Source organism: Candidatus Marivariicella framensis, from assembly GCF_982709265.1.
This window is the reverse complement of sequence record NZ_CEXPNT010000005.1, coordinates 52,133-76,078: the sequence shown is the minus strand read 5'-3', so window position 1 is coordinate 76,078 and position 23,946 is coordinate 52,133. Positions and strand designations below refer to the sequence as shown.

Below are 23,946 nucleotides of genomic sequence, written 5' to 3'. Positions count from 1 at the left end.
TAAAACATGTATAATTCAAAAATAGTAGGATTAGGAAAGTTTCTTCCTGACAATATTGTGACAAATGAAGATTTAGCAAAAAAAATTGAAACTTCTAACGAATGGATTATTGAAAGAACTGGGATTGAGGAAAGAAGGCATATTGTTAAAGGAGATGGAAACACAACAGCATCTATGGGTGCTAAAGCCGCAAAGATTGCACTTAAAAATGCAAATATGTCAGCTAATGAAATTGACCTTATTCTTTTTGCTACTTTAAGCCCGGATTATTATATGCCAGGCTCAGGTGTTTTTGTTCAAAAAATTTTAAACATCCCTACATGTCCGGCTATGGATATAAGAAACGCATGTTCAGGCTTTGTTTATGGAATGGCAACAGCAGATCAATTCATAAAAACAGGAATGTATAAAAATATACTTGTAATTGGATCAGAAACTCAATCTGGAGCTATAGACATGACCACAAGAGGTCGAGATATTGCTGTTATTTTTGGAGATGGTGCAGGAGCTGCTGTTGTAACAAGAAGTCAATCTAAAGATTCAGGTATTTTGTCTTCACACTTGCACTCTGAGGGTGAGCATGCTGATGATTTGGTTATGATTGCTCCGAACACAAATAAATGGGTGACAGAAATAGTTTCTGAAAATGATCCCGAGGATTCATCATATTATCCTTACATGAATGGAAAAGTAGTTTTTAAAAATGCAATTTCTCGTTTTGAAGAAGTGATTAATACTGGTTTAAACCATAATAACTTAAAAACTGAAGACATAGGTCTGCTAATTCCACATCAAGCTAACCTTAGAATTTCTCAATTTATTCAAAGAAAATTAAAATTAAGAAATGATCAAGTTTATAATAATATAATGAGATATGGAAATACTACAGCAGCCTCTATTCCTATTGCTTTAACTGAAGCTTGGGAGGAAGGCAAAGTAAAAGAAGGTGATATTGTAGTTTTAGCTGCGTTTGGAGCTGGTTTTTCATGGGGAAGTACCATTATCAAATGGTAGCTAAATCTACATTGATTCTTGGAGCTTCATTAAATGAATTAAGGTATTCTAATAAAGCAATAAAAAAACTTGTAAGTAATAAAATTAAAGTTTTTGCAGTTGGAAAAAACATTGGAGAAACTCATGGAGTTAAGATTCTAAACAATTTCCCTAAAGATGCTAAAATTGATACTATAAGTGTTTATTTAAATATTAAACTTCAAGATCAATATGTTGATTCAATTATAGATATTTCTCCAAGAAGAGTAATTTTTAATCCTGGAACAGAAAACCCTAAATTATTTAAATATTTCTCTTATAAAGGTGTTGAGTGTGAAAACTCATGTACTTTGGTTTTGCTTTCTACCAACCAATATTAAACAGATAAACGTGATTAAACCATTTAATGGAAGTAATTCATAACCAATTTTATAACCCCACAAGTTTTCTGTGGAAACCCACCCTATATAAAAAAGGAGTTTAGGTAGACTTATTATAAAAACTGACAGTAGGCTAATCCATAAAACTTTTTTATCATCAATTTTATAATTAGTAAATATACCCAAAGAAAAAATTCCTAGTAATGGTCCGTAAGTATAAGAAGCAACTGTCAAAAGGCTGTCAATTACATTTCGGTCTAATACATGTTTAAAAATTATAACAACTATAATCAGCAAAATACTCATTCCAATATGTGCTTTAACTCGAATATATTTTTGTATTTCTGGCTTATACTGATCAATATTTATAAAATCTATACAAAACGAAGTTGTTAAAGACGTCAAGGCACTATCAGCACTACTGTAGGCTGCCGCAACTAGACCCAAGATAAAAGTAATTCCAACAGCAGCTCCTAAATTATGATTCAAGGCAATTTCTGGAAAAAGCAGGTCAGTACTTTTTTTGCCTTCAAATAGAGGAATATTTATACCCATCTCATATGAATAGGTGTATAATAAAACCCCTAATATTAAAAATAAAAATGTAATAAAAACCAAGACAAAACTGAAAGAAATCATATTTTTTTGAGCAGAAATCAAATCTTTACAAGCTAAGTTTTTTTGCATCATATCCTGATCTAATCCAGTCATACAAATTGTAATAAAAGCTCCACCGATTATAGATTTTATGAAATAATTACTTTCATTGAAGTTATCAGTAACAAACAATTGACTCATGTTTTTAAATGAATCACTTTCTATAAATGTTAATAAACTTAAATCTAATTCAGTTAATATGTAGCTTATAGATAAAATAACTGACAAAATCATTAATGTTGTCTGAAGAGTGTCTGTCCAGATGATTGTATTAATCCCTCCCTTTCGTGTATAGACCCATATTAATAAAACGGATAGTATAACACTTATTTCAAAAGGCACACCCCACATTTTAAAAACATATTGATATAAGACTAAAGCAACTAAAAACAGCCTAAATGCAGCTCCAAGAACTCTAGATATAAAAAAGAAAAAAGCTCCAGTTTTCTGAGTTTTTGGACCAAATCTTATATTGAGATATTCATAAATAGACGTAACATTATTTTTGTAATAAACAGGTAAGAGAACAAATGCTACAATAATATAACCAATTAAGTAACCTATAACTACTTGAAAATAAGTTAGTTGAGATTCTTCTACCCATCCAGGAACTGAAATAAATGTCACTCCTGATAAACTAGCGCCAACCATTCCATAAGCAACAAGGAACCAAGGCGCTTTTTTATTTGCATTAAAAAATGTAGAATTAGAGGCTTCTTGACTTGTATATTTTGATATTATAATTAATACTAAAAAATATCCAAGAATAAGACTTAATATAATTTCAGGTGACTGCATATATGGGTAAAAGGCAAATATAGAAAAACCTTTTTCCATATGATATTTTTGTATTTTTGTATAATGGAATTTTCTTCAAAATTATTATCAGATGCTGTAGATGAAATATCTAGATTACCAGGAATAGGTAAAAGATCAGCACTCAGACTTGCTTTGTATTTACTCAAACAACCAAAAGAAAATACGATATTATTAGCTAAAACATTAGAAAAATTAAGAAATGAAATTGGTTATTGTGAAAAGTGTCATAATTTATCTGAAAATAACATTTGTGAAATATGTTCTAACGAAAAACGTAATAAAAAATTACTGTGTATTGTTGAAGATATAAGAGATGTTATGGCTATTGAAAACACTAATCAATATAATGGACTATATCATGTTTTAGGAGGAATAATTTCTCCAATTGAAGGTGTGGGTCCAAATGATCTTAACATTAATTCATTAGTTGAAAAAGTAAAATCTAAAGAAATTAATGAATTAATTTTAGCACTTAGTAGTACATTAGAAGCTGATACTACTAACTTTTATATTTTTAAAACGCTTTCTGATTTTGACATTAAAATAACTACTATTGCAAGAGGAATTTCAGTTGGAGATGAATTAGAATATGCTGATGAAGTGACATTAGGCAGAAGTATTTCTAGAAGAATACCTTATGAAAGTTCAATAACGGAATAGTAGTGCTTTATTCATAATTTTGGTACTTTTGTTTTAATAATTAAGTATGGGTAAGTATTTTTTAAAACTCCCAAAAATGGGAGAAAGTGTTGCTGAAGCTACATTAATAACTTGGCTTAAAGAAGTTGGTGACATCATTGATGCTGACGAGTCTATTGTTGAAATAGCTACTGATAAAGTTGACTCTGATGTTCCTTCAGAATTTTCAGGTAAGTTAATAGAAAAACGCTTCAATATAGATGATACAATTAAGGTTGGAGAGGTTATAGCTGTAATTGAGAGTGACGATTTGAAAAATGAAAATATTACAAATAATTATAAAAGTGTAAAAAATATTACTGAGGATTTAGTTGAAACCAAACCTATTGTTGAATCATCAATAGTTCATGAGACATCTAATCTTTTTGATAAAGCTGAATCTGTAATTAATTCTATCCCTACAGAAATTAAACGTTTTTATTCTCCATTAGTAAAGAGTATTGCTAAAAAAGAAAACTTATCTAATGAAGAGCTAGAAAATATTTTTGGAACAGGAAAAGATAAAAGAGTAACTAAAAAAGATATTTTAAAATATCTAAATTCCAAAAGACCATTTATTTCAGAACCAATTTCTGATTCAAAAAAATCATACACTGAAGATGTTGGATCTAGAGGACAGTTAATTGAAATGTCACGTATGGGCAAATTAATAGCTAATCACATGGTTGAAAGTAAAAAAACTTCTGCACATGTTCAGTCTTTTGTTGAAGTTGATGTAACTAATTTGTGGGAATGGAGAGAAAAGATAAAAAAATCGTTTTTTAGTCAAACTCAAGAAAAATTAACTTTTACACCTTTATTTATTTTAGCAGTAATTAAAGCATTAAGAGATTTTCCTATTCTAAACAGCTCTTTACAAGGTGAATCAATATTTCAGAAAAGAAATATAAACATTGGAATGGCTACATCTTTGTCAGATGGAAACTTAATTGTTCCTGTCATAAAAAATGCAGACCATTTAAACTTAATTGGTCTAACAAAAGCAGTCAACGACTTGTCTTATCGTGCAAGAAATAATCAACTTTTACCTGAAGATGTTCAAGATGGAACATACACTGTTACTAACGTGGGTAATTTTGGTTCGATTATGGGTACTCCGATTATCAATCAACCGCAAGTAGGGATTTTAGCAATTGGTGTAATTAGAAAAATGCCCTCAGTTATTGAAACATCAAAAGGAGATTATATTGGAATCAGAAAAAAACTAATATTATCTCATAGTTATGATCATAGAATCATTAATGGAGCTGTTGGGGGACAGTTTGCAAAAAATATTGCAAATTATCTAGAACAATGGGATCTAAATTTTTCTTTTTAAAATGAAATTAAAAATAGAAAGACCACTTTGTTTTTTTGATCTTGAAACAACAGGAATAAATATTACAAACGATCGAATAGTTGAAATGGCAATTTTGAAATTACACCCTGATGAAAAAATAGAAAAACAGGTTTGGCTAGTTAATCCTGAAATGCAAATTCCTCTAGAGGTTTCAGAAATTCACGGAATAACTAATGATAAAGTTGCTGACGCTCCAACTTTTAAAGAAATTTCTAAAATCATTTATAATTTTATTAAAGGGTGTGATTTGGCAGGGTATAATTCTGACAGGTTCGATATTCCACTTCTAATGGAAGAGTTTTTAAGATCAGAGATAGATTTCTCAACAAAAAACTTAAAAACAATAGACGTGCAAACTATTTTTCATAAAATGGAACAAAGGAATCTTACAGCAGCTCTTAAATTCTATTGTGATAAAAAGCTTGAAAATGCTCATTCAGCAATGGAGGATACTCAAGCCACTTTTGACGTCCTCATGTCTCAACTTGACAAGTATAATGATTTAGAGCCATCCATGTCTTTTTTGAGCGACTTTACTACCAGAAGAAAAACTGCTGATTTTGCTGGATACATAGTTTTTAATAAAGAAGGTGAAGAGTGTTTCTCATTCGGAAAACATAAAGGACAAACGGTTGATTATATTTTAGAAAAAGAACCTGGATATTTTGGCTGGTTATTAAAGGCAGAGTTTCCTATGTACACAAAAAAAATATTAACACAAATCAGAATGCGTAAAAGTAATCTTCAAAAATAAATAATTTTGAAAATAATTTGTATTGGAAGAAATTTCACGGACCACATAGAAGAGTTGGATAATCAAAAACCGAAAAATCCAGTTGTTTTCATGAAGCCAGATACTTCATTAATTCAAAAGAATCAGCCATTTTTTACGCCTGCCTTTTCAGATGATATCCATCATGAAGTAGAATTAGTGATTAAAATTAATCGAATTGGCAAGTATATTGATCAAAAATTTGCTCATAAGTATTATGAAAACATAACGGTTGGTCTTGATTTTACTGCACGAGATCTTCAAAACGATTTAAAAGTTAAAGGATTACCGTGGGAAAAATCAAAATCATTTGATGGTTCAGCACTAATCGGAAAGTGGTTAAATAAAAATGAATTTAATTTAAATAATTTAAATTTTCATTTAAACATAAATAATACATTAATTCAAAAGGGAAATACTTCTTTAATGTTGTGGAAAATAGATGAAATCATTTCTTATGTTTCACAATTTTTTACTCTTAAAATAGGAGATTTAATCTTTACAGGAACTCCAGCAGGAGTAAGCAGGTTAAATAAAGAGGACGTTTTAGAAGGTTTTGTTGAGGAGATTAAATGTTTTCAAATTAAGATAAAATAGAAATTATGATAGCTGAATTGGTTACCATAGGAGATGAGATTTTAATTGGTCAAATTGTAAATACAAATTCTGTTTTTTTATCAAAGTCATTAAACTCTATCGGTATTGCTGTTTCTCAAATCACATCAATTTCTGACAAGTCTACTGATATAATAAATACCGTTGAGAGATCTAGAAAAACGTCAGATATCATAATTATAACTGGAGGTTTAGGGCCGACAAGTGATGATGTGACTAAGCATACCTTAACATCATATTTTGATGATAAACTTATTTGGTATCCTGAAATTAAAAATCATATTGAAGAGTTATTTAAAAAATTCATTTCTACTCCAATAAGTGACATGAATAAAGAGCAAGCCCTTTTACCATCAAAAGCTAAAATTTTTAAAAATGAATATGGAACAGCTTCCGGAATGTGGTTTTCGTCAAAAGATGTTGAAGTTATAGCTTTACCGGGAGTTCCTTATGAGATGAAATCTTTAATGCAAAATTCAATTTTACCCGCTTTAAAAAAATCATTTAATAGGCCTTTTATTTATAATAAAACATTACTGACTTATGGCCTAGGAGAAAGTGCAATTGCCCTTAGAATTTCAGACTGGGAAAGTAAACTTCCTAATACTATAAAATTAGCTTACCTCCCTAGTTTAGGCAGGGTAAGATTAAGACTTTCGTCATCTGGAATGAGTGAAATTAAAGTTAGAAAAAAAGTTGATATGCAACTTTCAAGCTTGAAGCACTTAATTAAAGATATATATGTTGGAGATGAAGATCAAGGTTCAATAGAGGTTTTGATTGGAAATATTCTTTCCTCTCAAAATAAATCTTTATCAGTTGCGGAAAGTTGTACCGGAGGTAATATATCATCAGTTATTACATCTCAAGCAGGAGCTTCCAAATTCTTTAAAGGTGGCGTCATAGCTTATTTAAACGAATTAAAAATATCATTATTAAATATTCCGGCTGAATTAATTTTAGAAAAAGGAGTTGTTAGTTCTGATGTAGCAAAAGCTATGGCTTTGGGTATAAAAAAGCGATTTAATTCAAATTATGGAATAGCAACAACTGGTAATGCAGGGCCTACGTCTGGAGATGACATTTCAAAAATAGGTGAGGTTTATATAGCAATATCTAGCCCTGACGGAGTTTTTTGTGAATGTCATCAAATGGGAAACCACCGTGAAAGAGTAATTAGCAAAACAACAAATAAAGCGCTTGAGATGCTTTACAGGTTAATTAAAAGGGATTAATTATAAATTTTAAATAAGTTTTGTAACTACATAAAAATATGTAAATTTGCAATCTGTTTAAAAATAAAACAGATATAAACTAAATGTTATGGCTAGAGTTTGTGATGTTACCGGTAAAAGAGTCATGTTTGGAAATAATCGTTCTAAAGCCATGAATAAAACTCGTAGGCGTTTTGATATTAACTTGGTAAAAAAACGTTTTTATATACCTGAAGAAGACAAATGGGTTACCTTGAAAGTTAAAGCGTCAGTTTTAAAAACAATTAATAAAAAGGGTATTTCAGCCGTAATTAAGGAAGCTAAAGAAAAAGGTCTTTTAAAATAAAAGAAATAAAATGGCAAAAAGAGGTAATAGGGTACAAGTTATATTAGAATGTACTGAGCATAAAACATCAGGACAGCCTGGAACATCGCGTTATATAACTACAAAAAATAAAAAAAACTCACCCGATCGTTTAGAAATAAAAAAATTCAACCCAATTTTGAAAAAAATGACGGTTCATAAAGAAATTAAGTAGTCATGGCAAAAAAATCAGTAGCAACACTTCAAACTGGATCTAAAAGATTAACTAAGGCTATTAATATGGTCAAAAAAGAAAATTCCGGAACATATAGTTTTGTTGAAGCAATTATAGACCCAAAACACGTGAAAGACTGGATGGCTAATAAGCCAATTAGGCAAGAAGTGATTCCAGTAAAACCTATTGAAAAACTTCAAATTATTCAGGAAAATGTTGTTGAATCAACAAAAGATTCTTAAAACACTCCTTCATTTAAACTTATTTAAAAAAAGCTACTTTTGAAGTAGCTTTTTTTATTTTTATAGAATGGGAATATTTAAAAAAATTTCATCTTTTTTAAAAGATAACGACAAAGAAACTTTAAAAGATAAGTTAAATGATTCCAGTGATTTAATTCATTCCACAGAATATAAATCAAAGTTAAAAGTAATTTCAGAGTCAGAAAATATAAACACGGATTCCTTAGAAGCTAAAAATGGCCTAGATAAGGGTTTAGAAAAGACTAAAAATACATTTTTCTCTAAACTAGGAAAAGTGCTGATTGGGAAAAGTAAAGTAGATGATGATGTGTTGGATGATTTGGAAGAAGTTCTTATAACATCAGATGTAGGCGTAAAAACCACAATAAAAATAATTGAAAGAATAGAAAAAAGAGTTTCTAGAGATAAATTTTTAGGGTCAAAAGAATTAAACAAAATTTTAAAAGAAGAAATTGTAGGAATTCTCTTAGATCAACATTCTAATGATGGTTCAACTTTTGAAGCTCTTCTCCCACATAATCCGTATGTAATTATGGTTGTAGGGGTAAATGGCGTAGGGAAAACAACTACGATTGGGAAGCTTGCTAACAAATATAAACTAATTGGTAAAAAAGTAATGCTTGGGGCTTCCGATACATTTAGAGCTGGAGCTATAGATCAACTTCAGGTTTGGGCAGATCGAGTTGGTGTAAAGCTTGTAAAACAATCTATGGGGAGTGATCCAGCCTCAGTTGCATTTGACACTCTAAAGTCAGCAAAAGCTCAAAAAATTGATGTAGTTATAATAGATACAGCAGGTAGACTTCACAATAAAGTAAATTTAATGAATGAACTTTCTAAAATAAAGAGAGTTATGGATAAAGTTATTCCTGAATCACCTCATGAAGTTTTACTCGTTCTAGACGGATCAACTGGCCAGAATGCATTTGAGCAAGCTAAACAATTCTCTTCTGCTACTGATGTTTCATCTTTAGCAATAACTAAATTAGATGGAACTGCTAAAGGTGGAGTAGTTTTAGGAATTTCTCATCAACTCAAAATCCCTGTAAGGTATATTGGGGTAGGAGAGAAAATGGAAGATTTACAAATTTTTGATCCGAAATCTTTTGTAGACTCTCTTTTTAGATAATAAATTATTCTAGTTCTTTATAGCTTCTATTTCCAGTAAAAAATATTGCATTTGCCATGAATAGTTTTCCGTTTTCCCAAAAAGCTCTAAATAGTGGATTATCTACCATATAAATTATATTGCCTTGACCCAGGTTCTGGTTTCCAAATAACAAACTTTCACCTTGTTTTGAAGATACATTTGAACCTACAAAACCAGAGTGAGGTTTAATATTGTTTTTTAGATAGGCTATGTTTTGATTTTTTAAAAGCTCATAAGCACTTCCAGAGAGTTTTAAAGTGTAATAATAGTCTTCATATCCATATGCCATTGGATGAGATTGATCAATTGAAGCCTTGAAAATACTTCCAGTTATTAAATTACTTATATATTTTCTTTTTCTTGAACTATTTGAACTTGTGTCAGGAGTCTTGTTTATTGAAGGTTCTTTTAATGATATTTCGAATGGTTCAATTCCTGTTAAAGCATCCAAAGCCCTACCTAATGCAATTAATGTTCCTCCATTTCTAATCCAGCTTATTAAATCAGTTTCTATATTCTTAAAATTATAGTAGCCTGATGGTAAAATCAAGACATCAGTTTTTAAAAGAACTTCTTTATTTAATCTTGATTCACTTACATAATTAGCTTGATAACCTAATTGTTTTTCAAAAAAGTGTATTATTTCACCTGCATTATAAGTTGATGAGTTTCCTTCAGTTATAACACTTATCCTGGGCGGAGAGATTAAAGATAATTTATTAGAGCCAAGATCAGGGCCAGACGAAGAGTAGCCTGAAGATAATTGAGTTATTTTACGATTATTATTATCTGCAATAGTAAGAATTAGATTTTCAAGATTTGATTCTGGAAAGTTTAAATTATCTCCCTTTAGAATAAAAAGAGACCCTCTTTTCCAATTAATATTTTGATTTTTTAGTAGAGTGTTGTTAAATCTAACCTTAATTTTCGATTTCAATAAATCTCCTAAAAACTTAGCATCTTTCAAACTGTTCCATTTAGAAGCCCAACCGTATGCATTTTTATCAGTTTTGGAGTTAATATGTTTTTCGCTTTTATGGTTTATTAAATTAATATTTTCTTTTGTTGCTAAAGCTTTTAATCCATAGGCATAGGGAAGGGCCCAAGCAGTGATATCATAAGTTAGTGAGTCTGATAAAAAAGTTTGAGGCTCAAATAATACGTGAACCATTTTACCTTTAACTTGATTCGTGGTAATTATAAGATTATCAGGTTTAAGTTTAATTGATTTATTTTTTTTTGAATTGAAATCAAAACCTTTAACAACTTTATTTAAACTTGGTGATCCATACTTAATTTCATGTCTATCAAGGAGCTTTTTCAATTTATTAATATTATCAACATTTCCACTAAGTATAAAATTCTTGTATTTAGTTGATTTATTTTTGTAAAATTCTTGATAGGCTGTATTTAGTTTTTTAATATTTTGTGAAGCAATTTCTATGGTTGATATGCTAGTTGTGTAATGGTGATTAATTCGATCAATTAAAGTAAGTTCAATTCCTTCTTTGTTGTAAAGTCCAAGGCCAGCTCTTCCACCTCCTGCTTGCTCATAAGTCATTCCAATTGCGCCAAGAAATGAAGGGTATGAATCTCCATAACTGGGATAGAGTAGGTCAAACCTTTCTTTGGTGTAGTAAAACCAACCATTTTTATCAAAATATTTAATATGATTTTTCGCAATTAAATCTTGAAAAGATTTTTGAAAATCTGTAATGCTTTCATGAATAGGCTCGGCAGCAGGTGCAAAGTAATATGGAGAGTTTGCTCCTTGTTCATGAAAATCAACATGAATATGTGGTAACCACTTATTATACTTAACTAGCCTTTGTTGAGTCTCAATTTGTGTTGCCCAAGCCCAATCTCTATTAAGATCAAATGCATAGTGATTTGTTCTTCCATTTTGCCAAGGTTCTTTGTGTTCTCTTGAATAAGAGTTAGGGTTGTACGGAAACCTTTTCTTTTGTTTATACCAATTTACATATCGATCTCTTCCATCAGGATTAATACATGGATCAATAATAACAATTGTATCTTTAAGCCAATCCTTGTATTTGGTAATTAAATTATAAATTGTTTTCATTGAAGCTTCTGTACTTGAAGACTCATTGCCATGAACATTATAGCTTAACCAAACTATAGCCTTATCAGAGTTTAATTCACCATTTTTAGACCCTGAATTTTTTAGATGATTATCTCTTATTTTTTCAATATTTTTTAAGTTTTCAGGACTAGAAATGAATGCTAATTGAAGTGAACGTCCTTCATTGGTTTTCCCATATGATTCCACTTTTACCCAATTTGAGTTTGAGTCTAAATAGTTATAATAATCTACTACTTGATGATGTCGAGAAAAAACTGTTCCAAGTTCATAACCTAAAAAAGAACCAGGTGAAATTATATCTTGAGATTTAGAATTAAAGCTTATTATTGACAAACATAAAAGAATATACTTTTTTAACATAATATTTTAATTTAACAGTAAAATTAATTTTTTTTAAACATAAAGGGTGATTAGTGTTATGAAAAATGAAATATCTTTACAAAAATAACTTAGAATGAAAGCCCATAAAATCCCATCTAATTCATTAGATATTTATTCTGAATTAATCAAGGACTATCAAGATGAAAACAAGGGTTTGATTTCATCTACAACTTCTTTTCCTAAAATGGATTCTCTCGCTAATTTATCTGCTGTAAAGTCAAAAGAATTTACAGATACTAATAGGAAAAAATTAATTAAAGCTTTTAAAGAACAATATGACAATATAAAGATCTCTAAGAATGTTGAAAAAAATCTAAACTTATTATCTAAAAATAACTCAGTTACAATAACAACAGGTCATCAATTAAGCTTAATGACTGGTCCTTTATATTTTATTTATAAAATTGTAAGTGTCATAAAGCTATCTATTATTATGAATAAAAAAAAAACTGGATATAATTATATTCCAGTTTTCTGGATGGCTTCTGAAGATCACGACTTTGAAGAAATTAGTAGTTTTTACTTTAAAGGAAGGAAAATTATTTGGAAACAATCAATGGGAGGGCCAGTTGGAGAAATTAGTTTAGATAAGCTTGATTTTTTATCCTTATTTATAGAAAATGAGCTTGGAACTTCAGAGTCTTCTTTATTTATTAAATCAATTATTAAAGAAAATTATTTAACAACAAAAACTTTATCAGAAGCAACATTTGGATTGGTTAACAGACTTTTTTGTGATTATGGACTGTTAATTTTAGATCCCAATTCAAGAAAATTAAAGGAAATTATGATTCCTTTTTTTAAAAATGAATTATTTAATCATAACTGTAAAAAACAAGTTGATAATCAGATAGAGATATTAAAAAATGATTATAATAAAAATTATAAACCTCAAGTGAACCCTAGAGAAATAAACCTTTTTTATATAACTAAAGGAGAAAGAAAAAGAATTATAAAAACTGAAAATGGATTTGAATTGAGTGATTCAAATAAAAAATTTACTAAACCTTTAATTGAAAAAGAGTTAATTGAATTTCCTGAAAGATTTTCTCCAAATGTTTTGCTTCGCCCTTTGTATCAGGAAGTGATACTTCCTAATATTGCATATGTAGGTGGTGGTGGGGAGATTTCTTATTGGTTACAACTAAAAGCTTTTTTTGAAAATCAAAATATTACTTTACCTATTTTAGTTATACGAGATTCAGCACTATTAGTGCCTTCTAAGACTTTGAAAAGTATTGAAAAGCTTAATGTTTCTTACTCTGATTTATTGAATGGAAAAGATCACTTAATTAAAAATAAAATTAAGGAACTTTCAAGTATAAGTTTGGATTTACAATTTTTAAAGAATAAACTTGATTCACAGTTTAGTTATTTAGAAAAAATTGTTTCTAAAACCGACTCATCTTTTAAAGGTGCTGTAAAAGCTCAAAAAGCTAAACAATATAAGGGAATAGATAATCTTGAGAAAAGACTTTTAAGAGCTCAAAAAAGAAAACTTAATGATCAGGTTAAAAAACTAGAAGTAATATATAATTCACTGTTTCCAAATAACAAACTCCAGGAGCGAACAGAAAATTTCTTTGATTATTATTTGTATTTTGAACATAATTTTATTCCAGATTTGATTGATAATTTTAATCCACTTAATAAAAATTTTATTGTATTTGAATCTAAATAAAACCAAAAAAATAGTCCAATTTTAAATTTCCGCCCTAATAAATAATTGTATTTTTGCTTATGCAAGACAAAGTTCTAATTCTTGATTTCGGATCTCAATACACACAATTAATTGCCAGAAGGGTAAGAGAACTCTTTATTTATTGTGAAATATTTCCATACAACAACCCACCCAAAGACTATTCTGTATACAAAGCAATAATTTTATCTGGATCACCTTATTCAGTTAGAAATGAACATCCCCCTCATATTGACCTTTCTTTAGTAAAAGGCAAAATCCCTTTATTAGGTATTTGCTATGGAGCACAGTATTTAGCACACTTTTTTGGTGGTAAAGTTAGTCCCTCCAAATCAAGAGAGTATGGTCGTGCAAACTTAAAAAGTATAGATTCAAAATCTATGTTTTTTAATGATATTCCTGACAATAGTCAAGTTTGGATGAGCCATGGTGACACCATTAATAATCTTCCTCATGGCGCAAGAATCATTTCCAGTACTTCAGATGTTAAAAATGCAGCTTTTGAGATTAAAGGGGAAGATACTTATGGAATTCAATTTCATCCAGAAGTATATCACTCTTCTGATGGTTCAAAGATGTTAGAGAATTTTTTGATAAAAATTTCAAAAATTAAACAAGATTGGACACCTGATTCTTTTGTCGAAATGACAATAAGTAAATTAAAAAATCAAATAGGAAATGAAAAGGTTATTTTAGGCCTTTCTGGAGGTGTAGACTCTACAGTTGCAGCAGTCTTATTAAATAAATCAATTGGTGATCAATTAATCTGTGTTTTTGTTAATAATGGCCTTCTAAGAAAAGATGAGTTTGATTCAGTTCTTAACCAATATAAGGGTATGGGGCTTAATGTAAAAGGAGTTGACTCTTCAGAATTATTTTTAAATAACTTGAAGGGTGAATCGGACCCTGAATCAAAACGAAAAATTATTGGCAATACATTTATTGATGTTTTTAATGATGAAGCCAAACAAATAAACGGAGCTTCCTGGCTTGCTCAAGGAACCATATACCCAGATGTAATTGAATCAATTTCAGTCAATGGACCTTCAGTAACAATTAAATCTCATCACAATGTTGGTGGTCTACCTGATTTCATGAAATTAAAGATAGTTGAACCTTTGAGAATGCTATTTAAAGATGAAGTTCGAAGAGTAGGTCATAGTTTAGGGATTAATCCCAAAATTCTAGGAAGACACCCTTTTCCTGGGCCTGGTTTAGCGATTAGAATTTTGGGAGAAATCACACCTAAGAAAGTGAAAATCTTACAAGAAGTTGATTCAATTTTTATTGAAGGGTTAAAGAATTGGAACTTATATGATTCCATATGGCAAGCTGGAGCAATTCTTCTTCCTGTGAATAGTGTAGGAGTAATGGGTGATGAGAGAACTTATGAAAAATGTGTAGCATTGCGAGCCGTTCAGTCTACCGACGGAATGACTGCTGATTGGGTAGATCTTCCGTATGACTTTTTACAAAAAATATCAAATGAAATAATAAATAAGGTCCCAGGAGTAAATAGAGTGGTTTATGACATTAGCTCCAAGCCTCCAGCCACAATAGAGTGGGAATAGTTGTCATTGCATTATGAATTATAAAATTAAAATTACATTAATATTTCTAATACTGTCTGTCCAATTTGGATATGGTCAAGATGATTTAACACCTGAAAAATTTATAATTCATAAAGTTAAAAAAGGAGATAATATTTTTAATCTTACAAAAAAGTATAATATAAGTGAAAGTCAAATTGAAAACTATAATCCGAGAATTAGTAAAAGGGGATTAAGAAGAAGAATGCAACTAAGAATACCTGTTTATGCTAAAGTTGAGATTGAAAAAGAACCATCTAAAAAAACAGCAACATACTTAGTTAAACCCAAAGACACCAAATGGAGAATTGCGTATACTTATGGTTTAACTATTGATGAGCTAAATGAATTAAATCCAAAGATAAAAGAAGGTCTTAAGTTTGGCCAATTTATAAAGGTGCCAGTTAAGTCAGATGAAGAAATAAAAGTTATAGAACCAGATTTTTATTATTACAAAATAAAACCTAAAGAAGGATATTACAGGGTTAAAGTTAAAACTGGATTTGACAAACCTACTATAGACTCTCTTAATCCTTTAGTTATTGATGAAGGATTAAAAAAAGGCATGATTTTAAAATTACCTAAAACTTCTTCTATAAAATTAAATGTAGATAAGGACCTTCTTCTTACTGAAAAAACTAGACTTCTAGATTCTGTTTTTATAAGAAAAAAAATTAATCTTGTTTATTTTCTTCCATTTAAAACATCAGTCATTGAATTTGATTCTTTAGATAAAACAGTTAGATATTTAAAAAGACGAACTCTGACCTCAATTGCCTTAGATTTTTATTCTGGATCAATTTTGGCAATGGAAAAAGCAAAGAATATTGGAATAGATATAAATGCAAAAATATTTGATACTCAAAATAAAAAAAGTGAAATTCAAAGACAGATTGACATTCTTGATCCAACAATAATAGATGTTATAATAGGACCAATGTTACCTAAAAACTTTAATTTCCTATCCTTAAATAAGAAGTTAGAAGACGTTCCTAAGGTAGCTCCATTATCTTCAAACCCAGTTGTAATGAGAAAAGGAGTTTTTCAAAGTATTACCCCTAAATCATTTATTCGAACTGAAATGAAGGAGTATTTACTAAACATTATAAATGAAGATGACAATATTTTGATTGTTTCTGACTCTGTAAACAGAAAAATAGAGAGAGAGCTTAATCTTTTATTCCCGAGTGCGGTTAAGTTAAGACCTGAATTTGGAAATTTTTTATTACCGGACTTAGTAGACTCACTAATTGTGGATACTCTTCCAAATAAAGTAATTTTAGAAACAGAAAAATTTTCATTGATTTCTAGTGCTACTTCTCAAATTCGTTCTCAGCTCAGTGATGAGAAAAAAATTACACTTTTTACAACATATCATGGGCCTTCATATGAAGACTCTAATCTTTCAAACACGTTGTTTGGAGACCTTATGTTTACATACATGTCAGATTATTATCCAAGAAAGATAGAGGATTCAAATTTGATTGATGAATTTGTGAATCGTTTTGGTATTCCGCCAAATAAAACATCAGTAAGAGCATTTGATTTAGTTTACGATTTAATATTAAGAATTGCTACTCAAAACGACTTATACTCTAGCACTAAAATAGGAGAAACAGAGTATGTAAACAATAAGTTTAATTACGTTCCTTTAATAGGAGGAGCTTATATAAATCACGGATATTACTTATTGCAACATAAGCAATATGATGTTTTAGAAATAAATAAATAATATAATTTTAGCTTTAACATCATTCATATTTTGTAAATTTGAGCCCGGTATATAAAGATATAGACAATATGTCAGAAACAAAATACATTTTCGTTACCGGAGGAGTTACCTCATCTTTAGGGAAAGGTATTGTAGCAGCGTCCTTAGCAAAACTACTCCAATCACAAAAATTTAGGGTTACTATACAGAAGTTTGATCCATACATAAATGTTGATCCAGGAACTTTAAACCCATATGAGCATGGAGAGTGTTATGTAACTGATGATGGAGCAGAAACAGATTTAGATTTAGGCCATTATGAACGTTTTCTTAATGTGAAAACTTCTCAAGCAAATAACGTTACAACCGGAAGAGTTTATCAAAGTGTGATTGAAAAAGAACGTCGAGGAGTTTTTTTGGGTAAAACAGTTCAAGTAGTTCCTCATATTACAAATGAAATTAAAGAAAGAATTTTATTGCTTGGTAAAACAGGAGAATACGATATAATTATAACAGAGATTGGAGGAACAGTAGGTGATATTGAATCTCTTCCGTATATAGAGGCTGTTAGGCAATTAATTTATGAGCGTGGGGATAAAAATGCAATGACAATTCATTTAACCTTAATACCCTTTTTGTCTGCTGCAGGTGAGCTTAAAACTAAACCAACACAACATTCAGTTAAAACATTAATGGAAAGTGGAATTAAGGCTGATGTTTTAGTGTGTAGAACTGAACATGAATTATCAAATGAATTAAGAAAAAAATTAGCGCTATTTTGTAATGTTAAATATGAAGCAGTAATTCAATCAATTGATGTAGAAACTATTTATGATGTTCCATTGAAAATGCAGGATGAGGGTCTTGATCGAGTTGTGATAGATAGATTAAAATTAAAACCAAAACAGTCTTCTGACTTAAAAAAGTGGAAAGAGTTTTTAAAAAAATATAAAAATCCAAAAAGTAAGATTAAAATTGGGTTAGTTGGAAAATATGTTGAGTTACAAGATTCATATAAATCAATTCTTGAGTCATTTATTCATGCAGGAGCTATAAATGAAGTTGAGGTTGATGTAATAACAATTCATTCTGAATTTATATTAGAGAAAGGAAATATAGATAAACTTATGGATTTAGATGGAATACTAGTTGCTCCTGGTTTTGGAGAAAGGGGGATAGAAGGTAAAATTAAAGCGGTTGAATTTGTTAGAAAAAACAAAATTCCTTTTTTTGGAATTTGTTTAGGAATGCAGATGGCTGTAATAGAATATTCTAGAAATGTTTTAGGTTTAAAGGATGCTAATTCAACTGAAATGACAGATAAAACATCAAATCCAGTCATAGATTTGATGGAAGATCAAAAAAACATTAAAAATAAAGGAGGAACTATGAGGTTAGGCTCCTGGGAATGCTCTTTGTCTAAAGGGAGTTTAGTTAATAGAATTTATGATAAAAGTTTAATAAATGAACGTCATCGTCATCGTTATGAATTCAATGATAAATATAATGATATTATGTTTTCGAAAAACCTAAAAGCTAGTGGAGTAAATCCCCAAACTGGCTTAATAGAAATTATTGAACACAATGATCATCCATGGTTTATTGGAGTTCAGTTTCATCCCGAATATAAAAGTACAGTTTCTGAGCCTCACCCATTATTTGTTTCTTTTGTTGAAGCAGCATTAAAATATTCTAAATCAAAAAAATAAATGGAAGAACAACAATTTGATCCATATAAATTTATTGGAATTATATTAATTGCGTTGATATTGACTTGGATGCTTTTTCGCACTGAAAACACTAATATTTCAAATCCCAATATTACAGAGTCAGTAGATGTTTCAGAAACCAAATCGTCTCCAAAGATCAATGAATTTAATAATTCATCCAAAAATGATGAAATAAATCTAACATATGGCATTTTTTCTAAATGGTTAGAGCCTAAAGAAAATGAAGATCTAGTTTTAGAAAATAAAAATTTAAAAATAAAAATAAGCTCTAAAGGTGCAAACCTAACACTTGTTAATTTGAAAGATTTTTCAAATCACCTAGAGAAGCCTCTCAATCTTGTTTCTGAAAACAATCATTTAATAAACACAAGTTTAAAAAGTCGTTTAGGATTGTTAATAGATACTAAGGATATATATTTTAACAATATTAAAAATGAAAAAAATAAAGGAAGTCAATCAATTATTTTTAGAGCAAATATTTCAGATTATCAATTTTTAGAGTTTAGATATACACTTCCAAATGATGGATATAAATTAGGTTTTGAGATTAGGTCAGAAGGACTTGAAAATATTTTGGCTGATGAAGATGTTATTTTGAGTTGGCAGACAAATTTATTCAGGAACTCTAAAAGCATTGATTATGAAAGTAGGTACACTCAGTTGACATATTCTTATGAAGAAGATAAAGTTGACAATCTATCACTTTCGGGGGAAGATGAAGAAATTGAAAACAAAGTTCGATGGATATCATACAGACAACATTTTTTCAGTTCAATTTTAATACCTGATATTTTAATGGACGAAGTGTCATTTAAATCAAAAGATCTTACAGTTGACGAAACCTTAGATAATAGATTTACAAAAGAGCTTACTAGTTCCTTTAAATTAGGGAAAGAGAGAGGAGAGATACTCTCAAATATGAATTTTTATTTTGGCCCAACGGATTATCAAATTTTAAAATCTTATGGAGATTCACTTGAGACTTCTATTCCTTTAGGATGGGGTATTTTCGGATGGATAAATAGATTTATTTTTCTTCCACTTTTTGCTTGGCTAGCAACATTTTTACCATATGGAATTGCAATTATAGTTTTAACTATTATTGTTAGATTAGTAATGTCTCCAGTTGTTTACAAATCCTATGTTTCTCAAATTAAGATGAAGGTATTAAAACCCGAAATTGAAGAAATTACAAAAAAACACAAAAATGATGCTGTAAAAAAACAACAAGAGACTATGAGTTTATATGGTAAAGCTGGAGTTAATCCAATGTCTGGATGTATTCCTGCACTTATACAAGTCCCTATTTTCTATGCATTGTTTTCTTTTTTTCCAGTAGCTTTTGAACTTAGGCAAAAAAGTTTTCTCTGGGCCGATGATCTATCTTCATATGATTCAATTTTTGAACTTCCATTTTCAATTCCTTTCTATGGTGATCATATCAGCCTTTTTCCAATATTGGCATCAGCAGCAATTTTTGTTTATACACTGATGACTACAGGACAGCAGGCAATGCCTCAGCAAGAAGGAATGCCCAATATGAAATTTATTATTTATATGATGCCACTGATGATGTTGCTATTTTTTAATAATTATGCTAGTGGTCTGAGCTTATATTACTTCATATCAAATACACTTACCATTTTGTTAATGTTAGTCATAAAGAATTTCATAATCAAAGAAGATAATATAAAGGCTCAAATTGCTGAAAACAAAAAGAAACCAAGAAAAGTTGGTGGTTTTACTCAAAAATTTCAAAAGGCTATGGAGGCAGCTGAAGCCCAAAAAAAAATAAACCAACAAGGACGTAAGTAGTTTGAAAAACTGATTTCAATTTTCTCATGCTTAATTGTACCTTTGTGTTATGAAAAGTAAAAGGGTTGTTTTGGGACTTTCAGGTGGTGTAGATTCAAGTGTTGCTGCACACCTTCTTAAGAAAGAAGGATACGAAGTTATAAGCATCTTTATGAAAAATTGGCATAATGAGGATGTTACTATTTCTAATGAATGTCCATGGCTTGAAGATAGTTATGATGCTGTTATGGTTTCACAAAAGCTAGGTATACCATTTCAAACAGTAGATCTAAGTAAAGAATACAAGGAGCGAATAGTAGATTATATGTTTGATGAATATTCAAGAGGAAGAACTCCTAATCCAGATGTTTTATGCAATAGAGAAATTAAATTTGATTTATTCTTAGACATTGCTTTGTCTCTTGGCGCTGACTTTATTGCTACTGGACACTATTGTCAAAAAAAACAAATACAAAAAGGTAATGAAACGATTTTTCAATTATTTGAGGGGAATGATACTAATAAAGATCAATCATATTTTTTATGTCAACTCAATCAATATCAACTTAAAAAAGCTCTTTTTCCTATCGGACATTTAAAAAAAGATGAAGTTCGAAAAATAGCCAAGTCTGAAGGTTTTGTTACTGCAGAAAAAAAAGATTCTCAAGGATTATGTTTCATTGGAAAAGTCAAACTTCCTGATTTTTTAAAACAAAAATTAAAACCTTTTAAAGGAGATGTTATTCAAATTCCTGATTCTTTAGACACTTTTAAAAGTCACAATTTGAAAAATTTAAATAATTTGGAATTCGATGAGAGTATGTCAGTCCCTTACCAATATAATTTGAATGATGGAAAAAAAGTTGGAGTTCACCATGGGGCTCATTATTACACTATTGGACAAAGAAAAGGTTTAGCTATAGGAGGAACAAAAAACCCTCTTTTTGTTATTGGAACTGATGTTGAAGAGAATATAATTTATGTTGGTGAAGGTAATTTACATCCTGGATTATATAGAAAAGCTTTACGAGTTTCTTTGGATCAAATCCATTGGATTCGTGAAGATTTAAGTTTAATAGAAGGACAAACTATGGCAGTTGAAGCTAGAATTAGATATAGACAACCATTATCTAAAGCAAAACTTTTACAAAAAAAGGATTACTTATATGTTTTTTTTGACGAACCTCAATCTGCTGTAACTCCTGGTCAATTTGTTGCATGGTATATTAAAAAGGAACTTATTGGTTCTGGAACTATATTAGAATAATGAAAAAAATAACATCTTTATTTAATATTAGGTATCCCATAATTCAAGGAGGAATGGTTTGGGCTAGTGGTTGGAAATTAGCATCAGCAGTTAGCAATGCAGGTGGGCTAGGGCTAATTGGAGCAGGCTCTATGCGTCCAGAAAATCTTGAAGAACATATTTTAAAGTGTAAAAAAGCTACATCTAAACCTTTTGGAGTAAATGTTCCTCTTCTTTATCCGGAAATGGATAAAATAATGAAAATTTTGATTGATCAAAAAATATCAATTGTTTTTACATCTGCAGGAAACCCCAGTATCTGGACTTCCAAATTGAAAAATGCTGGATGCATAGTAGTTCATGTAGTTAGTTCTGTGAAATTTGCAATTAAAGCAGAAAATGCTGGAGTAGACGCAATTGTGGCTGAAGGTTTTGAAGCTGGGGGTCATAATGGTCGTGAGGAAACAACTACAATGGTTTTAATTCCATTAATAAAAGAAGCAATTAATTTGCCTTTAATTTCTGCAGGAGGAATTGGTTCCGGAAAATCAATGGCTGCAGCTATTTGTTTAGGTGCGGATGGAGTTCAGATTGGCTCAAGGTTTGTTGCTTCGATTGAAGCTTCATCACATATTAATTTTAAAAAAGCTATAGTTTCAGCTGGCCAAGGAAGTACAGTGTTAACTCTTAAAGAATTAACTCCTGTAAGAATGATGAAAAATAAATTTTATGAAGAAATTCTTGAACTTTATTCCAAAGGATCATCTTCTGATGTCTTATACAAACATTTAGGAAAAGGAAGAGCAAAAAAAGGAATGTTTGAAGGTGATATAGATCAAGGTGAATTAGAAATTGGACAAGTTTCATCTCAAATAAATGAAATTAAGCCTGTGTCAAAAATTATAGTGGATATAATAAAAGATTTTAATGAAGCATTATTTACAATCTCTGCATATAAACTATAAATTAAAATCTAATTCAATTTGTTTATTTAATATGTCTTTAAAATCTTCTTTATGCCTTATCAGTAGTGCTTTGTTTTTGTACCATAAAACTTCTGCAGGTTTTAAACGTGAGTTGTAATTGTTTGACATAGCAAAAGAATAAGCACCTGCATTTTTAAACGCAAGAAGATCTCCTTCAGAAATTTCTTCAATCTCTCTATTATTAGCAAAAGTATCTGTTTCGCATATATATCCTACAACTGAGTAAAATCTTTTCTTCCCTTTAGGATTAGAAATGTTCTTTATATCATGATATGAATTATAAAACATAGGTCTTATAAAATGATTAAATCCACTATTTATCTGAGCAAAAACAGTTGAAGTAGTTTGTTTTACAGAATTAACTGATGTTACAAAATAACCAGATTCACTTACTAAAAATTTTCCTGGTTCAAATACTAAGTCAACTTCTTTACCATATAATTTACAGAATTCATTAAACCTTATGCTTAGTTTTTTTCCTAACTCTTCAATATTTGTTTCAACATCATCCTTCTTATATGGAACTTTAAACCCACTCCCAAAGTCAATAAATTCAAGGTTTTTAAAATTCATGGCATTTTCAAATAATATTTCAGATGCATATAAAAAAACTTCAATATCTAATATATCACTTCCGGTATGCATGTGAATACCATTAACATTCATTTTTGTATTTTTTATTATTCTTAATAAAAGAGGTATTTGATGAATAGAAATTCCAAATTTTGAATCAATATGCCCAACTGAAATATTTGAATTCCCACCTGCATTAATATGAGGGTTTATTCTAATACATACAGGCGTTCTTGGGTTTTTAGTCCCAAACTGTTCTAATACAGATAAATTATCAATATTAATTTGAACACCTAATTTTGACACTGCTTCAATTTCATCTATTGAAACTCCATTTGGAGTGAATATTATTTTGTCTGGCTCAAAGCCAGCTAATATTCCTAATTTAACTTCTTGAATCGATACTGTATCTACACCTGATCCAAGATGTTTCATGAATTTTAAAATTGAAATATTAGACAAAGCTTTAACTGCATAATGAATCCTAAGGTTAGGTATATTGGAAAATGCATTTATTAGCTTATTATATTGATTTTCAATTTTCTTTGCATCATAAATATATATGGGACTTCCAAACTCTTTAGATATTGATAGTAGTTCTTGTGTTTTCAATTAGTTTTGATTTAATTTTTCAAATTTATTAAGTTGAATGTAATACCTATTAAAAAATAATAATATATACCAGATTATTAT

Annotated in this window: 20 protein-coding genes and 1 pseudogene; 18 read left to right on the top strand and 3 right to left on the bottom strand. The window is 29.7% G+C overall.

The annotated features are described in order from the left end of the window. The first annotated feature begins 6 nt into the window (after nt 1-6). Nucleotides 7-1,014: a 3-oxoacyl-ACP synthase III family protein gene (locus tag AC34EU_RS03105; RefSeq protein ID WP_487533701.1), complete on the top strand. Its 1,008-nt coding sequence runs from the start codon at nt 7-9 to the stop codon at nt 1,012-1,014. Next, nucleotides 987-1,373 (top strand): CoA-binding protein, encoded by a 387-nt coding sequence (locus tag AC34EU_RS03100; RefSeq protein WP_489696043.1) that lies wholly within the window; start codon nt 987-989, stop codon nt 1,371-1,373. Before AC34EU_RS03105 ends, AC34EU_RS03100 begins: the two co-directional genes overlap by 28 nt. Here AC34EU_RS03100 and AC34EU_RS03095 read toward each other — a convergent pair. Further along, complete coding sequence (locus tag AC34EU_RS03095) at nt 1,335-2,867, bottom strand: sodium:solute symporter (protein ID WP_487533699.1); 1,533 nt, start codon at nt 2,865-2,867, stop codon at nt 1,335-1,337. The genes AC34EU_RS03100 and AC34EU_RS03095 overlap by 39 nt on opposite strands. A 24-nt stretch (nt 2,868-2,891) precedes the next feature. Here AC34EU_RS03095 and recR point away from each other — a divergent pair, with 24 nt between their 5' ends. The 9 genes and pseudogenes from recR (at nt 2,892) to ftsY (ending at nt 9,419) form a co-directional block, all read left to right on the top strand. Further along, the gene (recR, locus tag AC34EU_RS03090) at nt 2,892-3,509 is read left to right on the top strand and encodes a recombination mediator RecR (RefSeq protein WP_487533698.1); all 618 of its coding nucleotides are present in this window, start codon (nt 2,892-2,894) and stop codon (nt 3,507-3,509) included. Nucleotides 3,510-3,555: 46 nt separating this feature from the next. After that, nucleotides 3,556-4,866 carry a dihydrolipoamide acetyltransferase family protein gene (locus AC34EU_RS03085; protein ID WP_489696042.1) on the top strand — a complete coding sequence of 437 codons (1,311 nt, stop codon included), beginning with the start codon at nt 3,556-3,558 and terminating at the stop codon, nt 4,864-4,866. Nucleotide 4,867: 1 nt separating this feature from the next. After that, entirely contained in the window at nt 4,868-5,641 is a 774-nt protein-coding gene (locus tag AC34EU_RS03080) for an exonuclease domain-containing protein (protein ID WP_487533696.1), read from the top strand. Nucleotides 5,642-5,647: 6 nt separating this feature from the next. Next, nucleotides 5,648-6,256, top strand: a complete 609-nt coding sequence (locus AC34EU_RS03075; RefSeq protein ID WP_487533695.1) for a fumarylacetoacetate hydrolase family protein — start codon at nt 5,648-5,650, stop codon at nt 6,254-6,256. Between the two features lie 5 nt (nt 6,257-6,261). After that, the gene (locus AC34EU_RS03070) at nt 6,262-7,509 is read left to right on the top strand and encodes a CinA family nicotinamide mononucleotide deamidase-related protein (protein ID WP_487533694.1); all 1,248 of its coding nucleotides are present in this window, start codon (nt 6,262-6,264) and stop codon (nt 7,507-7,509) included. 88 nt (nt 7,510-7,597) lie between these two features. After that, nucleotides 7,598-7,834 carry a 50S ribosomal protein L28 gene (gene rpmB / locus AC34EU_RS03065; RefSeq protein WP_487533693.1) on the top strand — a complete coding sequence of 79 codons (237 nt, stop codon included), beginning with the start codon at nt 7,598-7,600 and terminating at the stop codon, nt 7,832-7,834. A 10-nt stretch (nt 7,835-7,844) separates the two neighbouring features. Next, on the top strand, nt 7,845-8,027 hold the full coding sequence (gene rpmG, locus AC34EU_RS03060; RefSeq protein ID WP_487533692.1) for a 50S ribosomal protein L33: 183 nt from the start codon (nt 7,845-7,847) through the stop codon (nt 8,025-8,027). 2 nt (nt 8,028-8,029) lie between these two features. After that, nucleotides 8,030-8,179 (top strand): annotated as a pseudogene (locus AC34EU_RS03055) (DUF4295 family protein); the annotation flags it as partial. A 157-nt stretch (nt 8,180-8,336) separates the two neighbouring features. Continuing rightward, nucleotides 8,337-9,419 (top strand): signal recognition particle-docking protein FtsY, encoded by a 1,083-nt coding sequence (ftsY, locus tag AC34EU_RS03050; protein WP_487533691.1) that lies wholly within the window; start codon nt 8,337-8,339, stop codon nt 9,417-9,419. Between the two features lie 4 nt (nt 9,420-9,423). Here the strand turns inward: ftsY and AC34EU_RS03045 are convergent, their stop codons facing one another. Beyond that, nucleotides 9,424-11,904, bottom strand: a complete 2,481-nt coding sequence (locus AC34EU_RS03045; protein ID WP_487533690.1) for a M14 family metallopeptidase — start codon at nt 11,902-11,904, stop codon at nt 9,424-9,426. 94 nt (nt 11,905-11,998) lie between these two features. Here AC34EU_RS03045 and bshC point away from each other — a divergent pair, with 94 nt between their 5' ends. From bshC to AC34EU_RS03010, 7 genes are all read left to right on the top strand, one after another. Next, the gene (gene bshC, locus AC34EU_RS03040) at nt 11,999-13,606 is read left to right on the top strand and encodes a bacillithiol biosynthesis cysteine-adding enzyme BshC (protein ID WP_487533689.1); all 1,608 of its coding nucleotides are present in this window, start codon (nt 11,999-12,001) and stop codon (nt 13,604-13,606) included. 59 nt (nt 13,607-13,665) lie between these two features. Then, entirely contained in the window at nt 13,666-15,195 is a 1,530-nt protein-coding gene (gene guaA / locus AC34EU_RS03035) for a glutamine-hydrolyzing GMP synthase (RefSeq protein ID WP_487533688.1), read from the top strand. A gap of 13 nt (nt 15,196-15,208) precedes the next feature. Then, a complete protein-coding gene (locus AC34EU_RS03030; RefSeq protein ID WP_487533687.1) occupies nt 15,209-16,945 on the top strand; it encodes a LysM peptidoglycan-binding domain-containing protein in 1,737 nt (578 codons plus the stop codon). Nucleotides 16,946-17,013: 68 nt separating this feature from the next. Then, complete coding sequence (gene pyrG / locus AC34EU_RS03025; RefSeq protein WP_489696041.1) at nt 17,014-18,633, top strand: CTP synthase; 1,620 nt, start codon at nt 17,014-17,016, stop codon at nt 18,631-18,633. Beyond that, nucleotides 18,634-20,469: a membrane protein insertase YidC gene (gene yidC, locus AC34EU_RS03020; RefSeq protein WP_487533685.1), complete on the top strand. Its 1,836-nt coding sequence runs from the start codon at nt 18,634-18,636 to the stop codon at nt 20,467-20,469. Nucleotides 20,470-20,518: 49 nt separating this feature from the next. Beyond that, complete coding sequence (gene mnmA / locus AC34EU_RS03015) at nt 20,519-21,715, top strand: tRNA 2-thiouridine(34) synthase MnmA (protein ID WP_487533684.1); 1,197 nt, start codon at nt 20,519-20,521, stop codon at nt 21,713-21,715. After that, a complete protein-coding gene (locus AC34EU_RS03010) occupies nt 21,712-22,659 on the top strand; it encodes an NAD(P)H-dependent flavin oxidoreductase (protein ID WP_489666599.1) in 948 nt (315 codons plus the stop codon). Before mnmA ends, AC34EU_RS03010 begins: the two co-directional genes overlap by 4 nt. On the opposite strand, the gene lysA is transcribed toward AC34EU_RS03010, so the two are convergent. Then, a complete protein-coding gene (lysA, locus tag AC34EU_RS03005; protein WP_489696040.1) occupies nt 22,654-23,865 on the bottom strand; it encodes a diaminopimelate decarboxylase in 1,212 nt (403 codons plus the stop codon). The two genes, AC34EU_RS03010 and lysA, sit on opposite strands and share 6 nt — an antisense overlap. Nucleotides 23,866-23,946 lie beyond the last annotated feature (81 nt).

Bases quoted from the DNA above. Each gene is read 5' to 3' on its own strand.
- AC34EU_RS03105 (WP_487533701.1), top strand. From the start codon at position 7: ATGTATAATTCAAAAATAGTAGGATTAGGAAAGTTTCTTCCTGACAAT.
- AC34EU_RS03100 (WP_489696043.1), top strand. From the start codon at position 987: ATGGGGAAGTACCATTATCAAATGGTAGCTAAATCTACATTGATTCTT.
- AC34EU_RS03095 (WP_487533699.1), bottom strand. From the start codon at position 2,867: ATGGAAAAAGGTTTTTCTATATTTGCCTTTTACCCATATATGCAGTCA.
- recR (WP_487533698.1), top strand. From the start codon at position 2,892: ATGGAATTTTCTTCAAAATTATTATCAGATGCTGTAGATGAAATATCT.
- AC34EU_RS03085 (WP_489696042.1), top strand. From the start codon at position 3,556: ATGGGTAAGTATTTTTTAAAACTCCCAAAAATGGGAGAAAGTGTTGCT.
- AC34EU_RS03080 (WP_487533696.1), top strand. From the start codon at position 4,868: ATGAAATTAAAAATAGAAAGACCACTTTGTTTTTTTGATCTTGAAACA.
- AC34EU_RS03070 (WP_487533694.1), top strand. From the start codon at position 6,262: ATGATAGCTGAATTGGTTACCATAGGAGATGAGATTTTAATTGGTCAA.
- rpmB (WP_487533693.1), top strand. From the start codon at position 7,598: ATGGCTAGAGTTTGTGATGTTACCGGTAAAAGAGTCATGTTTGGAAAT.
- rpmG (WP_487533692.1), top strand. From the start codon at position 7,845: ATGGCAAAAAGAGGTAATAGGGTACAAGTTATATTAGAATGTACTGAG.
- ftsY (WP_487533691.1), top strand. From the start codon at position 8,337: ATGGGAATATTTAAAAAAATTTCATCTTTTTTAAAAGATAACGACAAA.
- AC34EU_RS03045 (WP_487533690.1), bottom strand. From the start codon at position 11,904: ATGTTAAAAAAGTATATTCTTTTATGTTTGTCAATAATAAGCTTTAAT.
- bshC (WP_487533689.1), top strand. From the start codon at position 11,999: ATGAAAGCCCATAAAATCCCATCTAATTCATTAGATATTTATTCTGAA.
- guaA (WP_487533688.1), top strand. From the start codon at position 13,666: ATGCAAGACAAAGTTCTAATTCTTGATTTCGGATCTCAATACACACAA.
- AC34EU_RS03030 (WP_487533687.1), top strand. From the start codon at position 15,209: ATGAATTATAAAATTAAAATTACATTAATATTTCTAATACTGTCTGTC.
- pyrG (WP_489696041.1), top strand. From the start codon at position 17,014: ATGTCAGAAACAAAATACATTTTCGTTACCGGAGGAGTTACCTCATCT.
- yidC (WP_487533685.1), top strand. From the start codon at position 18,634: ATGGAAGAACAACAATTTGATCCATATAAATTTATTGGAATTATATTA.
- mnmA (WP_487533684.1), top strand. From the start codon at position 20,519: ATGAAAAGTAAAAGGGTTGTTTTGGGACTTTCAGGTGGTGTAGATTCA.